Source organism: Bacillus sp. B1(2022), from assembly GCF_040259625.1.
In the GTDB taxonomy this organism is placed as follows: domain Bacteria; phylum Bacillota; class Bacilli; order Bacillales; family Bacillaceae; genus Bacillus; species Bacillus velezensis.
On the sequence record NZ_JANIFO010000002.1, the window covers coordinates 373,973 to 395,316 of the forward strand.

At 46.6% G+C, this 21,344-nt stretch carries 21 protein-coding genes and 1 other annotated feature; of the genes, 3 read left to right on the forward strand and 18 right to left on the reverse strand.

Going from position 1 to position 21,344, the window contains the following annotated elements; translation table 11 throughout:
* The first annotated feature begins 241 nt into the window (after positions 1–241).
* Together fdhF and NQS30_RS05605 are read left to right on the forward strand one after the other, a co-directional pair.
* Positions 242–3,184 carry a formate dehydrogenase subunit alpha gene (gene fdhF, locus NQS30_RS05600; protein ID WP_123912814.1) on the forward strand — a complete coding sequence of 981 codons (2,943 nt, stop codon included), beginning with the start codon at positions 242–244 and terminating at the stop codon, positions 3,182–3,184.
* A 17-nt stretch (positions 3,185–3,201) separates the two neighbouring features.
* Entirely contained in the window at positions 3,202–3,693 is a 492-nt protein-coding gene (locus NQS30_RS05605) for a helical membrane plugin domain-containing protein (RefSeq protein WP_003152780.1), read from the forward strand.
* A gap of 38 nt (positions 3,694–3,731) precedes the next feature.
* Here NQS30_RS05605 and NQS30_RS05610 read toward each other — a convergent pair whose 3' ends face one another.
* From NQS30_RS05610 to NQS30_RS05630, 5 genes are all read right to left on the reverse strand, one after another.
* Positions 3,732–3,962: a YrhC family protein gene (locus tag NQS30_RS05610; RefSeq protein ID WP_015240275.1), complete on the reverse strand. Its 231-nt coding sequence runs from the start codon at positions 3,960–3,962 to the stop codon at positions 3,732–3,734.
* Between the two features lie 83 nt (positions 3,963–4,045).
* On the reverse strand, positions 4,046–5,188 hold the full coding sequence (locus tag NQS30_RS05615) for a bifunctional cystathionine gamma-lyase/homocysteine desulfhydrase (RefSeq protein ID WP_012118062.1): 1,143 nt from the start codon (positions 5,186–5,188) through the stop codon (positions 4,046–4,048).
* A gap of 1 nt (position 5,189) precedes the next feature.
* On the reverse strand, positions 5,190–6,113 hold the full coding sequence (locus tag NQS30_RS05620) for an O-acetylserine dependent cystathionine beta-synthase (RefSeq protein ID WP_032866645.1): 924 nt from the start codon (positions 6,111–6,113) through the stop codon (positions 5,190–5,192).
* A 47-nt stretch (positions 6,114–6,160) separates the two neighbouring features.
* A complete protein-coding gene (gene mtnN, locus NQS30_RS05625; protein ID WP_003152774.1) occupies positions 6,161–6,856 on the reverse strand; it encodes a 5'-methylthioadenosine/S-adenosylhomocysteine nucleosidase in 696 nt (231 codons plus the stop codon).
* 20 nt (positions 6,857–6,876) lie between these two features.
* A complete protein-coding gene (locus tag NQS30_RS05630; RefSeq protein ID WP_012118064.1) occupies positions 6,877–7,518 on the reverse strand; it encodes a class I SAM-dependent methyltransferase in 642 nt (213 codons plus the stop codon).
* A 183-nt stretch (positions 7,519–7,701) separates the two neighbouring features.
* Between NQS30_RS05630 and NQS30_RS05635 the strand changes: the two genes are divergently transcribed.
* A complete protein-coding gene (locus tag NQS30_RS05635; RefSeq protein WP_003152771.1) occupies positions 7,702–7,905 on the forward strand; it encodes a YrzA family protein in 204 nt (67 codons plus the stop codon).
* A gap of 39 nt (positions 7,906–7,944) precedes the next feature.
* Here NQS30_RS05635 and NQS30_RS05640 read toward each other — a convergent pair whose 3' ends face one another.
* From NQS30_RS05640 to NQS30_RS05700, 13 genes are all read right to left on the reverse strand, one after another.
* Positions 7,945–8,661, reverse strand: a complete 717-nt coding sequence (locus NQS30_RS05640) for a YrrS family protein (protein WP_003152769.1) — start codon at positions 8,659–8,661, stop codon at positions 7,945–7,947.
* Positions 8,662–8,724: 63 nt separating this feature from the next.
* Positions 8,725–10,479: a peptidoglycan D,D-transpeptidase FtsI family protein gene (locus NQS30_RS05645; RefSeq protein ID WP_015240280.1), complete on the reverse strand. Its 1,755-nt coding sequence runs from the start codon at positions 10,477–10,479 to the stop codon at positions 8,725–8,727.
* A 53-nt stretch (positions 10,480–10,532) separates the two neighbouring features.
* Positions 10,533–11,006 (reverse strand): transcription elongation factor GreA, encoded by a 474-nt coding sequence (gene greA / locus NQS30_RS05650; RefSeq protein WP_003152766.1) that lies wholly within the window; start codon positions 11,004–11,006, stop codon positions 10,533–10,535.
* Positions 11,007–11,259: 253 nt separating this feature from the next.
* Entirely contained in the window at positions 11,260–11,895 is a 636-nt protein-coding gene (udk, locus tag NQS30_RS05655) for a uridine kinase (protein WP_003152763.1), read from the reverse strand.
* 6 nt (positions 11,896–11,901) lie between these two features.
* The gene (locus NQS30_RS05660) at positions 11,902–13,170 is read right to left on the reverse strand and encodes a peptidase U32 family protein (RefSeq protein WP_003152759.1); all 1,269 of its coding nucleotides are present in this window, start codon (positions 13,168–13,170) and stop codon (positions 11,902–11,904) included.
* 17 nt (positions 13,171–13,187) lie between these two features.
* The gene (locus NQS30_RS05665) at positions 13,188–14,117 is read right to left on the reverse strand and encodes a peptidase U32 family protein (protein WP_007408214.1); all 930 of its coding nucleotides are present in this window, start codon (positions 14,115–14,117) and stop codon (positions 13,188–13,190) included.
* 6 nt (positions 14,118–14,123) lie between these two features.
* Positions 14,124–14,777: an O-methyltransferase gene (locus tag NQS30_RS05670; protein ID WP_007612793.1), complete on the reverse strand. Its 654-nt coding sequence runs from the start codon at positions 14,775–14,777 to the stop codon at positions 14,124–14,126.
* A 151-nt stretch (positions 14,778–14,928) separates the two neighbouring features.
* Positions 14,929–16,020, reverse strand: a complete 1,092-nt coding sequence (gene mltG / locus NQS30_RS05675; RefSeq protein WP_012118069.1) for an endolytic transglycosylase MltG — start codon at positions 16,018–16,020, stop codon at positions 14,929–14,931.
* A gap of 110 nt (positions 16,021–16,130) precedes the next feature.
* Entirely contained in the window at positions 16,131–16,412 is a 282-nt protein-coding gene (locus NQS30_RS05680) for a DUF1292 domain-containing protein (protein ID WP_003152751.1), read from the reverse strand.
* Positions 16,413–16,424: 12 nt separating this feature from the next.
* The gene (ruvX, locus tag NQS30_RS05685) at positions 16,425–16,841 is read right to left on the reverse strand and encodes a Holliday junction resolvase RuvX (RefSeq protein WP_043021672.1); all 417 of its coding nucleotides are present in this window, start codon (positions 16,839–16,841) and stop codon (positions 16,425–16,427) included.
* Between the two features lie 8 nt (positions 16,842–16,849).
* The gene (locus NQS30_RS05690; RefSeq protein ID WP_012118070.1) at positions 16,850–17,116 is read right to left on the reverse strand and encodes an IreB family regulatory phosphoprotein; all 267 of its coding nucleotides are present in this window, start codon (positions 17,114–17,116) and stop codon (positions 16,850–16,852) included.
* Positions 17,117–17,200: 84 nt separating this feature from the next.
* Positions 17,201–19,837, reverse strand: coding sequence for an alanine--tRNA ligase (alaS, locus tag NQS30_RS05695; protein WP_167340799.1), 2,637 nt, complete (start codon positions 19,835–19,837; stop codon positions 17,201–17,203).
* 80 nt (positions 19,838–19,917) lie between these two features.
* Positions 19,918–20,125 (reverse strand) — a binding site (T-box leader).
* A 43-nt stretch (positions 20,126–20,168) separates the two neighbouring features.
* Positions 20,169–21,230, reverse strand: a complete 1,062-nt coding sequence (locus tag NQS30_RS05700; RefSeq protein ID WP_007408210.1) for an AI-2E family transporter — start codon at positions 21,228–21,230, stop codon at positions 20,169–20,171.
* Positions 21,231–21,344: the final 114 nt, after the last annotated feature.

Genomic DNA, 21,344 nt, shown 5'->3' on the forward strand with positions numbered 1-21,344 from the left:
TTAAAGTTTTCCTTTCGTATTGTATTATAATAAATATCACCTTATAATAAAAGCAGTGAAGATGGATTTGTAATAGGAAACGTGTTATGAGTCTATCGTTTTATACAAATAGGATTGGTCTGTTAGTAAGACTTGCTAGTGAACTATTCCGCCATGCGTATTTATACCGTTCTCCGTACAGGAGGCCGGTATCTATGTGCATGGCTTTTTTTCGAGTTTAAAAGATGGAGGGGAATTGGAAGTGACAGACGTTCAGTCTATCCGTGTCAAAATTGACGGCACGGAGTATGAAGCACCAGAGGGGTCTAAGATTTTAGATATTTTAAACCAAAACGGAATTGAGATTCCGCAAATATGCCATGTACCGGAAGTGGATCCGATTCAAACATGTGACACCTGTATTGTTGAAGTAAACGGGAAATTGCAGCGCTCTTGTTCCACGGCTGCAGAAAACGGGATGTCCATCTCGCTTACGTCGGGAAGGGTAAAAGAGGCTCAGACAGAGGCCATGGACCGCCTGCTCGAGAATCACCTGCTTTACTGTACGGTATGCGATAACAACAACGGCAATTGCACACTGCATAATACAGCGGAAATGATGGGAATTGAGCATCAGAAATATCCGTATACGCCGAAAGATGATTCAAAGTGCGCGGTTGATATGTCTCACCCGTTTTACCGCTATGATCCGAACCAATGCATCGCCTGCGGCCAATGTGTGGAAGTGTGTCAAAACCTTCAGGTGAATGAGACCCTTTCAATTGATTGGGAGCGCGACCGCCCGCGGGTCATTTGGGATGAAGGCGTCGCCATTAATGAATCTTCCTGCGTCAGCTGCGGCCAGTGTGTCACTGTCTGTCCTTGTAACGCACTGATGGAAAAATCAATGCTCGGCCAAGCCGGATTTATGACAGGAATAAAAGAAGATGTCATGGAACCGATGATTGATTTAGTGAAAAATGTTGAACCCGACTATACAAGCATCTTCGCCGTGTCTGAAGTGGAAGCGGCTATGCGCGATAAACGGACGAAAAAAACGAAAACAGTCTGCACGTTCTGCGGCGTCGGATGCTCTTTTGAAGTATGGACAAAAGGACGTGACATCCTTAAAATTCAGCCTGTTTCCGATGCTCCGGTTAACGCGATTTCCACTTGTGTGAAAGGGAAATTCGGCTGGGACTTCGTGAATTCGGAAGAACGGATTACAAAACCGCTTATCCGGAAAAACGGCGCATTTGTTGAATCGTCATGGGAAGAAGCTCTTGATCTTGTCGCTTCAAGACTCGGTTCGATCAAGGCCGAACACGGAAATGGTTCTGTCGGTTTTATTTCTTCTTCTAAAATTACGAATGAAGACAACTACGTCATTCAAAAATTGGCACGTCAAGTATTTGAAACCAACAACGTGGATAACTGCTCACGCTACTGCCAGTCACCGGCAACGGACGGCTTATTCCGCACCGTCGGTATGGGCGGAGACGCCGGCACAATTAAAGATATCGCAAAAGCGGGCCTCGTGCTCATCGTCGGCGCCAATCCGGCGGAAGGACATCCGGTTCTGGCCACACGCGTGAAACGCGCCCATAAACTGCACGGCCAAAAACTGATTGTTGCCGATCTGCGCAGAAATGAAATGGCTGAACGGTCCGACCTCTTTATCAGCCCAAAACAAGGGACTGACCAGGTCTGGCTCATGGCAGTAACGAAATATATGATTGACCAAGGCTGGCACGATCAAGCGTTTATTGATGAAAATGTCAACTACTTTGATGATTATAAAGAAACGCTGGAAAAATACACATTGGACTATGCGGAGCGCATCACCGGACTTTCTCAGGATACGATCATCCGCATTGCCGAAATGATTCGTGATGCAGACGGCACTTGTGTTCTTTGGGGCATGGGCGTTACTCAAAATACAGGCGGCTCTGATACATCAGCGGCGATTTCCAACCTGCTGCTTGCCACAGGAAACTACCGCCGTCCGGGCGCCGGAGCCTATCCGCTGCGGGGACATAACAACGTTCAAGGCGCTTGCGATATGGGAACTCTTCCAGGCTGGCTTCCGGGATATCAGCATATTACCGATGATGCGGCACGCGCTAAATTCGAAAAAGCTTACGGTGTTGAAATTGACGGCAAGCCGGGTCTTGATAATATCGAAATGCTCCATGCGATTGAAGAAGGAAACATGAAAGCCATGTATCTCGTCGGTGAAGATATGGCGCTCGTCGATTCAAACGCCAACCATGTTCATGACATTTTATCCAGCCTTGATTTCTTTGTTGTGCAGGATATTTTCCTTTCAAGAACGGCGCAATACGCGGATGTCATCCTGCCTGCGGTTCCATCTCTTGAAAAAGACGGAACATTTACAAACACAGAGCGGCGTGTGCAAAGGTTGTATCAGGCGCTTCCGACACTCGGCGATGCAAAACCCGACTGGTGGATTATTCAGGAAGTCGCCAATCGTTTAGGCGCTGATTGGAATTACACGCATCCTAGCGACATTTTCTCAGAAATGGCGAGCCTTTCTCCGCTGTTCGGAAAAGCAAGCTACGACGTTCTTAGCGGCTGGAACAGCTTCCTATGGGGAAGCTTTACGGGAGAAAGCACTCCGCTTCTTTATGAAGACGGCTTTAACTTCCCGGACAAAAAAGCCCGTTTTGCGCTGAGCGATTGGGTGGAGCCTGCTGTATTCCCTGAAGAATATGACCTGCATATTAACAACGGACGGATGCTTGAACATTTCCACGAAGGAAACATGACAAACAAGTCAAAAGGCATTCAGTCTAAAGTTCCGGATGTATTTGTTGAAGTATCGCCGGAGCTCGCGGCTGAACGCGGAATTTGCGACGGGACAATGATCCGGCTCGTCTCTCCTTTTGGGGCGGTTAAATTGAACGCGCTTGTGACAGACCGCGTCCGCGCGAATGAGCTTTATCTGCCGATGAACTCTACAGATAAAGATTCTGCGATTAATTTCCTGACCGGGCCTGCGTATGATTCACGGACACATACACCTGCCTATAAGCAGACAAAAGTCCGCATGGAAGTGCTCGGTTCCTGTGATACTCCGCCGCTTCCGAAAACGAATCCGCGGAACAAAAAACGTCATCCGCAAAACGGTGTGGAAGCTCAGCGAAAATGGAACCGTCCGGGCTATGTGCACTTAACTGATTAAGGAAAGGAGGAAACATTATGGCAAGCCCAATTACTGAAATTCAAAAAGAAACGAAAACAGAGGAACAGCTGAAAGCTGAAAAACTGGAAGAACTGAAGACGCTTCTCGCAGAAAATGAAGAAGCCGTCGCGAAAACGATGTCCATCATGGCAGAGCTGAATGGCTTGGGCATTTTTGATGCCGCCGGCTATATGCTCCAGGCAAAAGAGGAGATTGCCAAAATCGCACTCGGACAGATTTCCCGGGAACCTGTCACCAATCTCCTGAATACGATGATGGCCGCGGGAGGCGCGCTGTCAAAAGCTGATCCCGAATTTATGGGCAGACTTTTAGAAAGCGCCATGGCCGGGACGGATCAGGCGCAAAGATTTTTAAAAGAGGACAGGAAAGTCAGTATGTTTGAACTGATGAAAGCCGTCGGTGATCCTGATATTAACCGCGCGCTCGGCTTCGGGCTGCAGTTTTTAAAAGGAATGGGAAAAGAATTACGCGAAACCCCGTCTGAATAAGAAACGAAAAAGCCATTGTCAAAAGACAATGGCTTTTTTTATTCATCGGCCTCTTCCAGCCTCTTTTTATAAATAAGTGAACGGTCAACGCAGAAATAAGCGCCCGCTAAAAATACACAATCCGTTACAAACATCAGCATTTTCTGGCCCGCAGTCAGCCCTTGTCCGGGAAGAACCGCGCCGATATAAATGAAGGTGCTGACTGCAAGCAGAATAAATGCGTAATGCTTAAGATCTTCTATTAATGATTTCAGTCTTTTCTTCTCCATATAAGGTCACCTGCCAGTTTTATAGTCTACCAACATTATAATACAAGCTGACAGCCGACAGAGAATGTAAATCTATCCATTCTTTATAAAAGTGAATCAAGCGCCTGTTTCACATCCGCCGTTAAATCCTCAGTATCCTCAATACCGACTGAGATCCGCACGAGCCCGTCGGTAATGCCAAGCGCAAGCCGGCGGTCGCGCGGGATCGATGCGTGCGTCATTCTGGACGGCACGGAGATTAAGCTTTCAACCGCTCCTAAACTTTCCGCGATCGTAAACAGGTTCAATTTTTCTAAAAACGCGTCGACGCGTTCGCTGCTGCCGACATCAAAGGAAATCATTCCGCCGAAACCGGAGCTTTGCGCTTTTGTCAGCTCATGGCCCGGGTGTTTCGCTGATCCGGGATAGTAGAGCGTCTGAACGGCATCATGCGCTTCAAGCAGCCCGGCGATTTTTCCGGCGCTGTAATTGATGGCATCCATTCTGAGTCCCAGCGTTTTAATGCCTCTCATCAAAAGCCATGAATCCTGCGGTCCTAAAACGCCGCCCGTTGAGTTTTGCACATAATGAAGCTTTTCGCCCAGTTCTTTATCAGCCGTAACGACTAAGCCGCCGACGACATCACTGTGGCCGCCGAGATATTTTGTCGCGCTGTGGAGCACGATGTCCGCTCCGAAGCTGAGCGGCTGTTGGAAATACGGCGTGTAAAACGTATTATCGACGATAAGCAATACACCCGCTTCTTTTGCGATGTCAGACATCAGTTTGAGGTCAGTCACTTTCAATAGCGGGTTTGTCGGTGTTTCGATATAAATGGCTTTCGTATTCGGGCGAATGGCTTTTTGGACTTTTTCTTTGCTGCTCGTATCGACAAAGTCCGCTTCAATGCCGAAGCGGTTCAGCACGCCTGTCATCACCCGGTAAGTGCCGCCGTATACATCATCCGTCAAAATAACATGATCGCCGCTGTCAAACAGCATCATGACGGCAGTAATCGCAGCCATGCCTGAGCCGAACGCATATCCCGCCGCGCCGCCTTCAAGCTCCGCAATTAAGCTTTCAAGCGCCGTGCGCGTCGGATTGGCCGTTCTTGAATATTCATAACCCGTATGCTCGCCCGCTTTCGGCTGTTGGTACGTGCTTACTTGATAAATCGGTACGGAAACCGCTCCTGTTTTTTCATCTCCCGTAATTCCTCCGTGCACCATCAGCGTTTTTTTCTTCATCTTACTGACCTCCTTGAAAAATGTTTTTGCTTATATATCGATCGCTGCCGTCAGGGAAAATGGTGACGATATTTGATCCGGCGGGCGCTTTTTTCGCTTCTTCAAGCGCTGCATAAAGAGCCGCCCCTGAAGAGCTTCCGATTAAGAGGCCCTCTTTCTCGGCCGCTTCTCTGACTAGCGAAAACGCCGTATCGTCTTCCACCGTGTAAATGGCGTCAAAATGGTTCTCGTCCATATAATCCGGGATAAACTCCATGCCGATGCCTTCCGTTTTATGGGCATGCGGCTCTCCTCCATTCAGGATCGAGCCTTCCGGTTCAACGATCACCGTTTTGACGGCAGGATTTTTCTCCTTTAAATAGGCTGCCGTACCGGCAAAGGTGCCGCCGGAACCCGCTCCTGCGACAAAAGCGTGGATATCCCCGCCGAGCGCGTTCCATATTTCAGGTCCGATCGTTTTGTAGTAAGTCAATGGATTTACTCGGTTTTTAAATTGCAGAACGGCATAAGAATTATTAATCTCTCTCTCCAGTTCAAGCGCTTTTCGGATGGCTCCCTGCATGCCTTCTTCTCTCGGCGTATGCACGATGTCCGCTCCGAGAGCTTTCATAATTTGCTGCTTTTCTCTGCTGAAATGCTCCGGGACGCAAAAAATGGCACGAAGCTGATGCTTTCTGGCGCACAGAGCGAGTCCGATCCCGGTGTTTCCGGCAGTCGCCTCAATGATAACGCCGCCCGGTTTCACCTTTCCCGTGCGAAGCGCATCTTCAATGAGCATCCCGCCCAGCCTGTCTTTAATGCTTCCGCCCGGATTCATCATCTCAAGCTTAGCATAAACCGCTGTTCCCTCCGGTATATCAAAATGCTTGAGACGGAGCAGCGGTGTATTTCCGATCAGTTCTGTAATATCTGTTATCACGTTCAATATATGTCCTCCTCCTGGAAAAGCGGAGGAGAACGAGAATCCCCCGCTTAGTGAATTCGTTTGATGACATTCAGGACAAGCTCAGTTGAATGAACGGCAGCCTGTTCTAAAAATTTATCAAATGAAACGTCAGATTCTTTTCCGGCAATATCAGATAAAGCTCTGATGACAACAAAAGGCGTTTTGAACTGGTGGCACACCTGTGCGACAGCCGCAGCTTCCATTTCAACCGCGTACAAATCCGCAAATTTGGCGCGTACGTCTTCAACCCGCTTCGGATCATTCATAAAAGAATCTCCCGTTGCGATTGTGCCTTTGGCGACTTGAATGCCGTTCAGTTCAGAAACCGCTTCCTCAGTAATACTGATCAGCTTTTCATCAGCTTTGTATGCTGCCGGAAGACCCGGCACCTGTCCGTATTCATAGTCAAACGCCGTCACATCCACGTCATGATGGCGGACATCTGTTGAGATGACGACGTCGCCTACATTCAATGTATGATGAAAACCGCCCGCTGAGCCTGTGTTAATCACATAATCAGGTTTGAAACGGTCAAGCAGAAGCGTCGTGCTGATCGCCGCGTTGACTTTCCCGATACCTGATTTCAGCAAGATGACTTCGACGCCTTCATAGCTGCCAGTTGTAAACTCACAGTGAGCGATCATCTCTTGTTTTGCGTCTTTCAGTTTGCTTCTTAAAATCGTAACTTCCTCTTCCATTGCTCCGATGACTGCCAGTTTCATTTATACACAATCCCTTCGATTTACCGTTTAATCGCCTCCATTATCCAGACAAAGTCATTTTGCTGCGTAAACCGCGCGGCAAATCCCTCTTCTGAAAAGATGTTTTTCATTGTCCCGAGTGTCGGATAATGTTCCGTCTTTAAATCGTCCGCTAATTGATGATAGCCGTTTCGGATTGCTTTTTTAATGGCTTCATCATAAGCTTCATGATCTTTAAAGACTGTATCGGCAAACACTATTTTATCATGCTTCTGAAGGATTGCGCCATACTGCTTTACAGCCGTTCGCTTTTCTTCATCGGTTAAATGATGAAAGGCGTACGAGCTGACGATGGTATCTATTTGAAAAGGCGGAGCGGGAAACTCCAGAAAATCTCCGTCACTGAACACGGCTTTGTCAGAAAGCTTGTCAGCCGCCAGTTTTCTCATTGACGGAGACGGTTCTACACCAAACACCTTTTTGTTCGCAGCGGCTAATTTCGCCGTTAAATTCCCCGTTCCCGGTCCGAACTCTAAAACGTTTGAACCTGAAAGTGCGACAATGCTGTCAAGAATGTTGTCATATCCTTTAAAAACAGCGGCATATTGTTTGTCAGCCCCGTGCACTGTGGCATCATAAGTCGCTGCCCAATCTTCAAATAAAGGAATAAATTCACGGCCCATATTTTTCACTCTCCATATTTTATAATTCCTATGAGTATAGTATGGATTAATCGTGGAACAGTTCCTATCCTATCACAAAAAAGAATGGAAGGGTACTAAAATACTTTGGGATTATTGCGCAATTACGGCAGAAAGGCTTATACTTTCATTGACTCAGAAGAAAAATCAGGAGGATCTGTACTGATGAATTTTCAATTGGATTTAATCAAAGATAAAGTAGAATTTTTCGAAGCGGCATCTTTGCAGGAGCTTGAAAAGAAAATAAACGTTCAGATTGAAAACAACCAGGCGATTATGCTTCGCGTCCGTTCCGTATCCCATCAGGTGACAGCCGTTGACGGCAGAATCCTTTACAGCGCGTCGGTGCATTTTTCAGCTGACGTATGACAGAAAAAAGCAGCTGAATAATCAGCTGCTTTTTTGCGGTTATTTTAAGGTTTCTACTTTTGTCGGCTTCCAGCCTTTTTTGTCTTTCCAAGTGATGGTGACCTGATACTTTTTGCCGTTCGTTTTGTCTAAAACTTTACCCTTCGCATCTTGCGGGCTTCCATTGTTTCCGAGCCACAGCACTGTCATATGATCTTTTGACACGCCTGTTGCGTAAGAGATGGCGTCAAGCATTTCGGACCAGTCTTCAGAGCTTGAGTCATACGTCGCCGCATGTTCTCCCGTCTGCTTTGTGCCGACCGCTTTCCATTTTGGGTTAACAATTGTTTTCTCGACATCGCTTGATGAGCCGCCCTCTGTTATTTTTGCGCCTTTAAAAGGATCGCTTGAATCAGAGTCTTTTTTGCTGCTGTCATCACTTTTCGATGAATCATCGTCTTTTTTGCTGTCAGAATCTGAAGATGAATCAGATGTGTCCTTATCCTGTTTATCTTTTTTGTCATCGTCTGATGCCTTATCTTTTTTGCTGTCTTTTATGTCTTCATCCGATGTCTGCTTCGTCTTGCCTGATGCAGGTGTTTCCTGCTTCTGGCTCGTGTCCGCTTTTTCGCTCACGTCGCTCGACGGACTGTTGATGAAGAGGCTGACGGCAACGACGACAATAAGAATAGATACGATAGCAATTAAAATGTTAAGCACCATATTTGCTTTTCTGCGCTTATCACGGTTTTCAAAACGAGATTGTTTATTGCTCAATCATTCTGCACTCCTTTATCCCTCTTGCTCAGCATATATTTTAACATGGGCTGAGCGGTTGTTCTATGTCTGATTTATTTCATTTTCATGTACCTTTTTAACAATATCATAAAACACTGTATTTGTCAGAGCCTTATCCCCCGGCGTGTCCATGTGCAGCACCACGAGAGCGTATTTCGGCTTGTCCGCGGGAAAGTATCCCGCAAACCATTTGTGGTAAAGCGTCTGTTTTTCTTTTGTGAACATTCCCGTCTGGGCCGTTCCCGATTTGCCTGCTATCTCATACGGCAGGTCCTGAAACCTTCGGCCGGTTCCTTTCGGTGAGGTGACGACTTCTCTGAGAATTTTTTGAAGCTGCTGCGCCGTATATTTGTCGATGTTTTCCCCTTTTAACGGCTGATCTTTGAATGACGCCATCGTCGTTTTGTTTTTGTATTCAATTTTGTCCGCGATTTTGACTTGTTTTTTTTCACCGCCGCGCGCGATCGCCGCCATCATATTGGCGACTTCAAGAGGCGTGACTTTCACGTTTTTTTGCCCGATCGCCGTCTGTGCGACGGCTTTTTTTACGGTTTTGTCTTTGTCATCTCCCCAAATGACCCCGCTTTTTTCATTATACAGCTGCCTGAATCCGTCTTCCCGGTACAGCTTGCCTTCCCAGCCCGCCCGCTGTGTGAGACCGAGTTTTTCCGCCATGTTTTCAATAACGGAATCATCTTTTTTGATCAATTTTTCCGCAAGACTTGTAAACGTATAATTGCAGCTTTGAGCAAAGCTTTCTCCAAAACTGAGCGTGCCTTTGTCATCCCCCGGCTCTCCGTACAGGTTGAGATTGCAGTTAAAGGATGTGCCCGGCTTCACTTCGTTTTGTTCTATTGCGGCTGCGGCGATCACCGTTTTAAATACTGATCCCGGATAAATCGGCGTCAGCATGTAATTTTGCAGTGTCTGCTGCTTTGACATGTCGGCGTCAGGCTTTGATACCATTCCGAGCACACTGCTTTTTTCAATGTCTAAAAGGACGGCTCCCCCCTTTTTTAACCCGCGGTCTTTCAATACATCTTCCATTGCTTTTTGAATATTGCGGTCGATGGAGGTTTTGACTTGCAGCGGATAAAACGCGTTTGCTTCAGCCGTATATTTGACGTCCATTCCGAATAAAGGGTTTCCCCTTCCGTCGACATGATACAAAAGTTTTGTGTCCTGATCCGCCAGTAAAAACTCATCAAACGTCCGCTCCATCCCGCTTGTCCCGATCTTTGCCGTGATCGGCAGTTCCTTCCTGCCGGGGTATTTCTTTTTCAAAAGCTCAGGGTCCTGGTTTGTCGCGCCCAACAGATGAGCGGCTATGTTTGTTTCTTTGCTGTCTTTCATATATACGCCGTAAATGCCGGGATATTTCAAAGAATTGATATTTGACACGGATTGTTTCGTCAAATGTTTTATTTTTCTGCTGTTCAGGACCACCGGTTTTTTCGCTTCCGTGAGCAGCTGCCTGAGCTCCCCCTGTTTCATTCCGAGAATGTCTGATACCCGGTCAACCGGCCAATCCTGCGTCACGAGAAAGGGAAACAGTATGACGGCAGGCTGCTTTTTTCCGGTCAGTTCTTTGCCGTTCCGATCAAGAAAAGAGCCGCGTCCGTCTGAAATAAGGACTTCTTCCGTCCGCTGCTTGACGCTTTCCTGAATCAGATTAATATTGGATTTTGAAAAAGATTCTGTGAAAAACAGCTGAATTTCAGCCAGCCTCGCAAGCAGAAAGAAAAACACGAGCAGAAAACAAATCACGGCCGCTTTCAGCCTTTTTGATACGATCATAAAAAAACACCTCATCCACATTTTGGACGAGGTGTTTCATTGTTAAACGGATCTTATGAAATTTTCACAATTTTCACGAGCATTTCTCCGCCCGGCGTCTGAACTGTCACTTCTTCGTCCACTTTTCTGCCGAGCAGGCTTTTGGCGATTGGCGAGTCGTTTGAAATTTTCCCTTCAAACGGATCAGCTTCAGCGCTTCCGACAATCGTGTAAGATTCTTCTTCACCGTCCGGCAATTCGATGAATGATACGGTTTTTCCCAAACCGACTACATTTGAACCGCCGTCGTCCTCGATGATTTTCGCATTGCGGATCATGTTTTCAAGCGTCGTGATGCGCCCTTCCACAAATGCCTGTTCTTCTTTTGCAGAATCATACTCAGAGTTCTCTGACAGATCTCCGAAGCTTCTTGCGATTTTAATGCGTTCTACTACTTCTTTACGTTTAACCGTTTTCAATTGCTCTAATTCTTGTTCAAGTTTTTGTTTTCCTTCGTGAGTCATCGGAAAAACTTTTTCTTGTGCCATGTTCCTTCACTCCTTGGTGGTTGTCCCTCAACAATAACGTGTGATTATGTATGAGAGCATAAACGAAAAAATCAAGAATGAGAACACAGGGCAGTCCTCGTTCTTCTCTCCCATATAGGTACTGTTTATCTTAAACTGAATGTGTGTTTTCTGCAAATGTTTCGGTTTATAAACAGGGAAAGAAGGGAACTGTCTCATTCCCTTCCAGCCTATACATAATATGGTCTGAGTTATTTATGTCTATGCTATGGTATTACAAAATTGCATTTTGTTCAAGGATCGTTTGAATCTTCGTGACCATCAGATCAATCGCGACGTGGTTTTGTCCGCCTTCCGGAATAATGATGTCCGCGTAGCGTTTCGTCGGTTCAACAAACTGATTGTGCATCGGTCTGACGACGGACACATACTGCTCAATGACAGAATCGATTGAACGGCCTCTTTCGTTAATATCTCTCATAATCCGTCTGATGATACGGAGATCCGCGTCCGTGTCGACATAAAGTTTCATATCCATGAGGTCGCGAAGTCTTTTATCTTCGAGAACGAGAATGCCTTCCAGAATAATGACATCCTTCGGCTCAACCGGAATGGTTTCCTCAGAACGCGTATGCAGTTTATAATCATAAATCGGCTTTTCTATCGGCCGGTAATTCAAAAGCTCTTGAATATGCTCGATTAAATAGTCATTATCAAATGCGAGCGGGTGATCATAGTTTGTGTTCAGCCTTTCTTCAAACGGAAGATGGCTTTGGTCTTTATAATAAAGGTCTTGCTGGATCATTAAAATCGAGTGTCCTTTAAACTGTTCATAGATGGAACGGGTGACGCTTGTTTTTCCTGATCCGGAACCTCCTGCGATGCCTATAACTACAGGACTCTTACCCATTGGTGATTACTTCCCCTTTCTCATCATGTTGCTCGGATAAATCTTTTTGTCTACTTTAAATGTAACGATTTGCAGGGGATGGCGGGCAGCATCAAGCTCGTTTCCGTCTTCGTCCCAAATAGTGCCGATTGTGAATGTGAAATTGTCGATTTCAGGACCGAAAAATTCCACTTCGTCACCTTGTTTAAAGAAATTGCGCTGCTGGAGCGTCACCATTTGAGTTTCCTCGTTATACGCGAGCACGAGACCGGCAAAATCAAATGTTGTTTTCTTTCCGTGTTCACCGAACATCTGCTCTTCATACCCGGGCGTGCCTTCAAAGAAAGCAGGCGCGGTATCCCGGTTTGCACATTTGTCCAGCTCATCCAGCCATTCTTTTTGAATGACAAAGTTTTCAGGATCAGCGCAGTATGCGTCGATGACTTTGCGATACACGCTGACAACCGTCGCAACGTAATGAATTGATTTCATACGGCCTTCAATTTTCAGGCTGTCTATGCCCATCTCGATCATTTGCGGAATGGATTCAATCAATTTTAAATCTTTCGGGCTCATCGCAAACGGAGCGTCTTCTTCGTCATAGAGTGCGACCGCGTTTGCACCGTCTGTCTGATACAGGTCATAATCCCAGCGGCAGGACTGACAGCAGCCGCCGCGGTTAGAATCCCGGGCCGTCATGTGATTGCTCAGCACGCATCGGCCTGAATAAGCGATACACATGGCGCCGTGGATAAAGGTTTCAATTTCAATATCCACCTTTTCCTTCATTTCTTTAATTTCCAGTCCGCTCGTTTCACGGGCAAGCACCACGCGGTCAAGCCCTTCTTCTTTCCAGAACTGCACCGCTTTCCAGTTGGAAAGGGACTGCTGTGTGCTGAGGTGAATTTCTACGTCCGGGGCCACTCTCCGGCATGTTTCAATAATCAGCGGATCAGCGACGATAATTCCGGCAACTTTTGCGTCTCCCAACGCTTTTAAGTATTCTTCCAGACCGTCCATATTTTCATTATGGGCGAAAATGTTTGTTGTCACATATATTTTTGCCCCGTATTTTTTGGCAAATTCTACGCCCTCTGCAATTTCTTCTATTGAGAAGTTATCCGCATTTGAGCGGAGTCCGTATTCCTGTCCTCCGATAAAAACCGCGTCCGCTCCGTAATGAACGGCAATTTTTAATTTTTCAAGGTTTCCTGCCGGAGCAAGGAGTTCAGGTTTTTTCGTAATGACGCGTTTTCCGTTTACGACTTTGGAAATGGTTTGATTTACGGCTGTCATCCGTTGCACCCTCCTTTTTAATAGACCGTTTCTTTAAAGAAGAATCCTGTGTCGATGCTTCTGTTCACAGGCTGAATGCTTTCAATCCGCTCTATCCAGCTCTCTTTTTTCTCTTCGTATGTCTCTCGGCTTTCGAAGCACAAATCGATTGCTTCTCTGTACATGCGGGTCACTTCAGTTAAGTATTCAGGAGACTTCAAAACTCCGTCGATTTTGAAAGAATCGATGCCGGCGTCCATCAGGTCCTCTAGTTCATCAATCATGCACACATCGTTCGGGCTCATGATGTGCGTGCCGTTTTCATCTTCAAAAATCGGGTATTTATTGCCCCGTTCCTTGTCATGCAGAAACATCCCCGCTTCTTTTTTCTTCTGTTCGATGTCCATGACTTTACCTTGATATTCGAAGTAATGGCCCACTAAAGAACGCTTCGATTGGAACATGCACGTCATGCCGTGGATTTGAATTTCAATTTCCACTTCGGCGTTTTCTTTTATGTCAATGATGCTGTCCATATTTAATTCCTTAGCCAGCACTGCCCGCCGTGCGCCTTTGCGTCCCCAGTAATTGCAGGAATAGTAGTTGGTTCCCGTTGTTTCCGTGCTCCAGTGCAGTTTAAGCTCGGGAGCCGCTTCACGCGCCGCCATTAAAACGGCCGGATCACCGAAAACAGCCGCATCAACGCCGGCCTCCTGCAAAAAGGCAAGATAGCCGTTCAGCTCGTCCACTTTTTCGTTGTGAAAAATAGCATTGACGGCGGCGTACACTTTCGCGCCTTCCTGATGAGCTGTCTTTACGGCTTCTTTTATATCTTCTCTTGAAAATTCACCGGCCAGTCTCAGGCCGTATCTCTGTTCTCCGACCAACAGGGCCGTTGCGCCCGCTTGAATGAGCGGAAGAATATCCTGTACAGAAGTCGGAGTCACCAAAAGTTCAGGTTTTTTCATGATCCTTCACCTCTTCTTTTTACTGATGGCGATGCCGTCTCCGACCGGCAGTATGACCGTTTGATAGTCAGGCCGGTCCATCAGCCATTGGTTATATTGATCAATTTTTTCAACAAGCTTCCGTCTTCTTTTCGGCTCAATGTCCGAGTGATTTTGTGCCACCAGCCCTTTAAACAGAACATTGTCCGTAAAAATGACTCCATCCGGCGCAAGCATCGGTTCATAGAGCTCAAAAAAGTTCGTGTACTGGCCTTTGGCCGCGTCGATAAAAATGGCATCATAAGGAGCCGTGACACGGACAGACTCAGAAAGTTCCAGCGCATCCCCGTGCATTACGTGAATCCGGTTTTCCATTTCAAAGTCTTTTATATTGTTCACAGCTTCTTCATAGCGTTTGTCGTCCCGTTCAATCGTGTAAATATTCGCATCCGGAAGCTCAAGCGCCATCCGTATGGCGGAATATCCGATTGCCGCGCCGATTTCCAAAATGTTTTTCGCCTGTTGAATCGACAGCATTTGAAGCAGCACTTCAATGCCCGCTTCTTCCATAATCGGAACATGGTGCTCTTTTGCATAGGCTTCAAGCTTTTTCACTTTATCAGGCCGAGGCTTCAGCATCGCGTTTATATACTCGTTTATTTGTTCATACCGATCATTCACGGCAAACAGCCTCCGTTCTAAAAAGGAGTGCCCCTGACGAATCCGCGGGGACACTCTCTTAAGACACTTCTTTATCCATAAGTAAACAACCCGATATATTTTATCATAAAACCTTTCAGAATGGAATAAAAGGAGAGCTTTTGCCCTCCTTTTATTCGCTGTCTTTTTTGGAAATATACTTTTCCTTCGCTTTATTATGGTCTTTTAATGTTTTGGTGAAAACAACCTCGCCGTTTGATTTTGCAAGGAAATAGAGATAATCCGTTTTGTCAGGGCGGAGAGCCGCTTCCCATGATGAATCACCGGCATTTGCAATCGGTCCCGGCGGCAGCCCCTTATGTTTATACGTATTAAACGGAGAATCAATTTTCAGGTCTTTGTAGTAGACCCGGCTTTTATGCTTACCGGCCGCATATAATACCGTCGGGTCAGTCTGCAGCGGCATTTTTTCTTCGAGCCTGTTGTAAAAAACGCTGGCGATTTTGTGACGGTCGGCTTTGGCGGTGGCTTCTTCTTCAATAAGCGATGCCATCGTCAGCGCGTTATGGACGGAAAGTTTCTTTTTTTCCAATTCAGATTTATACGTTTCGATACGGGTGTTTGTTTCCTGAACCATTGCCGTCAAAATCGTGTCAAGCGATGCATCCGGATCATTAAACGGATATGTGGCCGGATACAGATAGCCTTCGAGCGGATGCTTGAGCTTCTTGTTTGAAAGTGCGTCCGTTATCGTATCAGGAAACTGTTTCTTCAGTTTGCCGATGAATGTTTTGTCATCCAGTTTCGCCATGATCTCTTCTTTTGAATATGAAGTTTCTTTTGCGATCGCCTCCGCAATCTGCGTAAGCTGTTTTCCTTCAGGAACGGATATCTGAAAGGCATATCCCGTTGATCCCGCGGTCAGTTTTTTGATAATCGCATCCGCATCCATTCCTTTATTCAGGTGGTAAAATCCCGCCTGAAACCCGGAAGCGCCTTTATACTTCACATACAGCTGAAATGCTTTTTTGCTTTTGATGACATGCTGATCCTCAAGAATTTCAGCGATTGCCGAAACGGAAGAACCGCTCGGAATATTAATATTGACTGCCGTTTTGCTGCCTTTGTCAACCGGAGACAGCAGAGATTTTCCATAGAAAAAAGCACCGCAAATGATGATAAGCAGAGCGATCACGGAGGACAGTATTATCGTCGTTTTTTTGTTTTTACGCGGAAATGAATGTTTAGTCTGATTGATATTCATACAAGTATTTTCCTCCCAACAGCTCTTATACTACATGATTCATGTGCATTCGGCAATTTATTACAAAAAAAAGCCGAAGCGCATATGCGCTCCGGCTTTTTCCGTTCATTTTATTCTTCGTCTTCTTCCGCTAAAAACGTGTTCAGCGTTTCTTCGATCATTTCCCACTCTTCATCAGTTTCAATCGGCATCAGTTCGCCGTCTTCACCGTTTTCGTTCGGTTCGAAGCTTGAAGCGTGAATTTCGATTTCATCATCGTCTTGAGCATCAATCGGATAATAAAGTACGTAAGATTTGTTGAATGTGTCGTTTTCAAATGTGAACAGCACTTCGCAAAGCTGTTCGTTGCCTTGATCATCGACAATTGTAATGTGTTTTTCGCCGTGTTCCATTTTTTTCACCTCTTAGTTTAAACTGTCCAGATATCCTTGAAGGATCATGACAGCCGCCATTTTATCAATGACTTTTTTTCGTTTTTGCCTGCTGACGTCAGCCGCGATCAGCATTTTTTCAGCCGCCATCGTCGTCAGACGCTCGTCCCACAGCACAACAGGGACATTGTACGCTGTTTCAAGCAGTTTCGCAAATGTTTGGCTGGCTTCGCCTCTCGGACCGATCGTCCCGTTCATGTTTTTCGGAAAACCGAGCACGATCTTCTCTACATTATAGTCTTTCATCAGCTTGGATAAACGGTCCAGACCGTAATCTCCTTCAGCCTCGTTTATTTTTATCGTCTCAATGCCTTGAGCGGTCCAGCCCATTTCATCGCTTAAAGCTACGCCGAGTGTTTTCGTTCCAAGATCAAGTCCCAATATTCTCATGAATGTATTTACGCCTCTTTATGCTGTTCTAGATAGGATTTTACCAATTCCTCAATTAATTCGTCACGTTCCAGTTTGCGAATTAAGTTCCGGGCGTCGCGATGCCTAGGAATGTATGCAGGATCTCCAGACAGCAAGTATCCGACAATCTGGTTGATAGGATTGTACCCCTTTTCCTGAAGCGCATCATATACCGTATTCAGCACTTCTTCGACGTTTGTTTCAGCAGAATCATCGGAGAAATTAAATTTCATCGTTTTATCAAACGAGCTCACCGTTTTGCACCTCTTTCCCAAATTCGCAGGCAAAGTTCAGCCTGAGGTCCTCATCTTATCATCATTCTACACTACTTGAAAGGATTATAAAACGGATTTTATCCAATCTTCCGCAGATGCGAGCGCCTCTTCCAATTTTTCAGGCTGCTTTCCGCCGGCCTGTGCCATGTCCGGACGGCCTCCGCCTCCGCCTCCGCAGACTTCAGCCGCTTGTTTGACCATTTTGCCGGCATGAAGGCCTTTTTCGATCAGGTCTTTCGTCACGCCTGCTGAAAGGTTGACTTTCTCATTTTGCACGGCGCCGAGAATGATGACCGCAGAACCGAGCTTCGCTTTCAGATCATCCACCATAGTGCGAAGGTGGTTCATGTCTTTCGCATTTACTTTTTCAGCCAGCACTTTTACGCCGCCGATGTCTTTTACTTTAGACAGAATGGCTCCGGCTTCCACATTGCCGAGTTTGCTGAGCAATGATTCATTTTCTCTTTGCGCTTCCTTCAGCTCCGCTTGAAGAGACTGAATTCGCTTCGGTACGTCTTTTACGTTTGATTTCAGCTCGTCCGCAGCATGCTGCAGAAGGCTGAGCTGGCTGTTCATTTCCTGATAAGCGCCTTTTCCTGTTACGGCTTCAATTCTTCGTGTCCCTGCGCCGATCCCTGATTCGGATACGATTTTAAACAGGCCGATTTCAGCCGTATTCGTGACATGGCAACCGCCGCAAAGCTCAAGGCTGTAATCTCCGACTTGTACGACGCGGACGATATCGCCGTATTTCTCGCCGAACAGGGCCATCGCGCCCATTTCTTTCGCTTCATTGATCGGTTTCAAATCAATCGCTACCGGAATGCTCTCCCAGATTTTTTCGTTGACGATTCCTTCAATGCGTTCAAGTTCTTCTTTCGTCACTTGACCGAAATGAGAGAAGTCAAAACGCAGACGGTTTTCGGTAACGAGTGAACCCGCTTGGTTGACATGTGTGCCGAGAACGTCTTTCAGCGCCTGGTGCAGAAGGTGGGTAGCCGTATGGTTTTTCACCACGCCGCTTCTCATTTGATCTTCAACTTCAGCCGTCACGCTTGCGCCTTTTTGAATCGTGCCGCTATCCACCGTGCCTTCGTGTACATGCTGACCGTTCGGAGCTTTTTTCACGTCTTTAATGGTTACGACAGCCTGCTCGCTTCTCAGCACTCCTCTGTCACCGATCTGTCCGCCGCTTTCAGCATAGAAAGGCGTTTTGTCAAGAAGGATTTGGACGGTATCCCCTTCATGAGCCTCACTGATTAATTGCCCGTCATGAAGAAGCTCGATCACCTTCGCTTCAGCTTTTACGGCACTGTAGCCGACAAATGTGCTTTCTGCGGTAATGTCGCGCAATGCGCCGCCCTGCACCTGCATGCTTCCTACATCTTGGCGCGCATTTCTCGCCCGTTCACGCTGTTTTTCCATTTCGGCTTCAAAGCCTTTATGGTCAACTTTCATTTGCTCATCTTCCGCGTATTCCTCCGTTAATTCAACCGGGAATCCGTACGTATCGTACAGTTTGAATACGTCTTTTCCGGAGATGATGCCGCTGCCTTTTTCCTTCTCTTTCTTTATCACGTCGGATAAAATGGCCAGACCTTCGTTTAATGTTTCGTGGAAGCGCTCTTCCTCCGTTTTGATGACTTTGGCGATAAACTCTTGCTTTTCTTTCACCTCCGGATAGAAAGCGTCCATAATTCCTGCAACAGTCGGTACTAGCTCGTACATAAACGGACGGCTGATACCGAGGGTTTTCGCGTATCGCACTGCCCGGCGCAAGAGGCGTCTCAGTACATACCCGCGCCCTTCGTTCGAAGGCAGCGCCCCGTCGCTTACCGCAAATGCGACCGTTCTGATATGATCGGCGATCACTTTAAAGGCCGTATCCTTCACTGCATCCTTTCCGTAAACATCTCCGGAAATGCGCTCTGTTGCTTCAATAATCGGCATAAACAAATCAGTGTCAAAGTTTGTCGGGACATCCTGAATCACGGAGACCATCCGTTCAAGCCCCATGCCCGTATCAATGTTTTTCTTCGGAAGCGGTGTGTACGTGCCGTCCGGGTTGTGATTGAACTCTGAGAATACCAGGTTCCATACTTCAAGATAACGATCATTTTCGCCGCCCGGATACAATTCAGAATCTGACGGGTCATTGCCGTATTTCTCGCCGCGGTCATAGAAAATTTCCGTATTCGGTCCGCTCGGGCCTTCGCCGATATCCCAGAAGTTCCCTTCCAGACGGATGATTCTTTCTTCCGGAACGCCGATTTTTTCCGCCCATAGCGTATAAGCTTCTTCATCCTCAGGGTGAACCGTTACAGACAGCAGCTCCGGATCAAAGCCGATCCACTTTTCGCTCGTTAAAAACTCCCATGCCCACGTGATCGCTTCTTCTTTAAAATAATCACCGATGGAAAAGTTTCCGAGCATCTCAAAGAACGTGTGGTGGCGCGCCGTTTTCCCCACATTTTCAATATCATTTGTTCGGATTGATTTTTGCGCGTTTACAATTCTCGGATTCTCCGGCACAACGCGGCCGTCAAAGTATTTTTTCAGCGTCGCAACGCCGCTGTTGATCCATAATAAAGACGGATCTTCATGCGGAACCAATGAGGCGCTCGGTTCAACGGCATGGCCTTTTTCTTTAAAGAAATCTAAAAACATTTGACGCACTTCAGCAGAAGTTAAGTGTTTCATCTATATTCCTCCTTATCACTACCCGAAATTCTCTTTTGCGACAGCAAAAAAGCTCTCTCCCTATGCAAACCATGCGTTCACACAGGGACGAGAGCTGTCTCGCGGTACCACCCTGATTACAGGCCGAAAAAGGCCTGTCACCTTTCATCCCGTAACGCAGGACTGCGGCAGCCTTTAACTGCACTCAGGATTAGCTTCGGCCGATCTTCTGCTGAAGCTCCTTTCAGCGTATCGGAGCTTCTCTCTTAAACAGGGCTTCGGCGTACTCATATCCGTCACTCGAGATTCGTATGTATTCTACTCGAAATTATAGACAAGCAGAACCCGAATGTCAATGTTCCGTCCTGATCCGCAAAAAGTGTATGGCCGTCACTTTTAAAACGGCTGCCGCCGGAACAGCGAGAATCATGCCGGGAATGCCCGCGAGCTCTCCGCCGGCAAGGAGCGCCAGCATGATCACGACGGGGTGCATTCTGAGACTGCGCCCGACAATAAGCGGGCTCAAAATGTTTCCTTCTATAAATTGCAGAATAAAAATCGTGACGATTACGATGATCACAGCTTTAGCAGAAATCGCCAGCGCAAGGAGCAGCGCCGGTACAGCGCCGATAAACGGACCGAAATACGGGATGACATTCGTAATCCCGATGGCAAGGCCCAAAATCAGCGGGTAAGGAAGCCCGAACAGCCAAAATGAAACGCCGGCTATTAGCCCGAGCAAAAAACAAACGAGAAGCTGACCGCGGATGTAATCACCGAGAGAGTCGTCTACATCCCGCAGAAATTCACTCCCCCTTTTTCTCCAGGACTTCGGCGTCAAATACCAGACTGTCTTTTTCATGACGTCTATATCCTTCACCATATAGAACACGAGAAAAGGAATCGTCGCCGCGATCAGGATATAATCAAGCACGAAACGGATGCTTCTGATCGTGCTTTCAATCGTGCCGGCAAGAAACGTTTCTGTCTGCTGAATCATTTTGTCCATTCGATGGTGCATGCCGTCAGGCCAATGATCCGTGTGATTATGCAGATGCTTCAGCATGCTGTTGTAGTTTTTGGCAAGACCGGGAATGCTCTCAGACAGATCCTGCAGCTGTTCAATTAAAACAGGAACCCCTTTATAAACCCCCCAGCCGATTCCGCCGAAAAACAGGCAATAAATCAGAAGCAGGCTTAAAGTTCTAGGCATCCCTTTTCTATGAAGCCATTCAGTAATCGGAAGTAAAAGATAAGCAATAAATACTGCGATGAATATAGGAATAAAGAGAGATTTTATAACAAGCCAAATGGGAGACCATAACATATCGAGCATGCAAAAGACATACACTGTTAACAAAACGAGCAGACATACAGCCGTCCACATTAAGAGCTGCAGCGGTTTTTGAAGCATGACGTTTCACCTCTTGCTTTATCTTTTGACAGAAAGCCGGAATTATTCCCGTTTCATAAACTCCGCCTTATGACGCAGACCTCTTGACGGAAATAATTATCAGAAATTACGAAA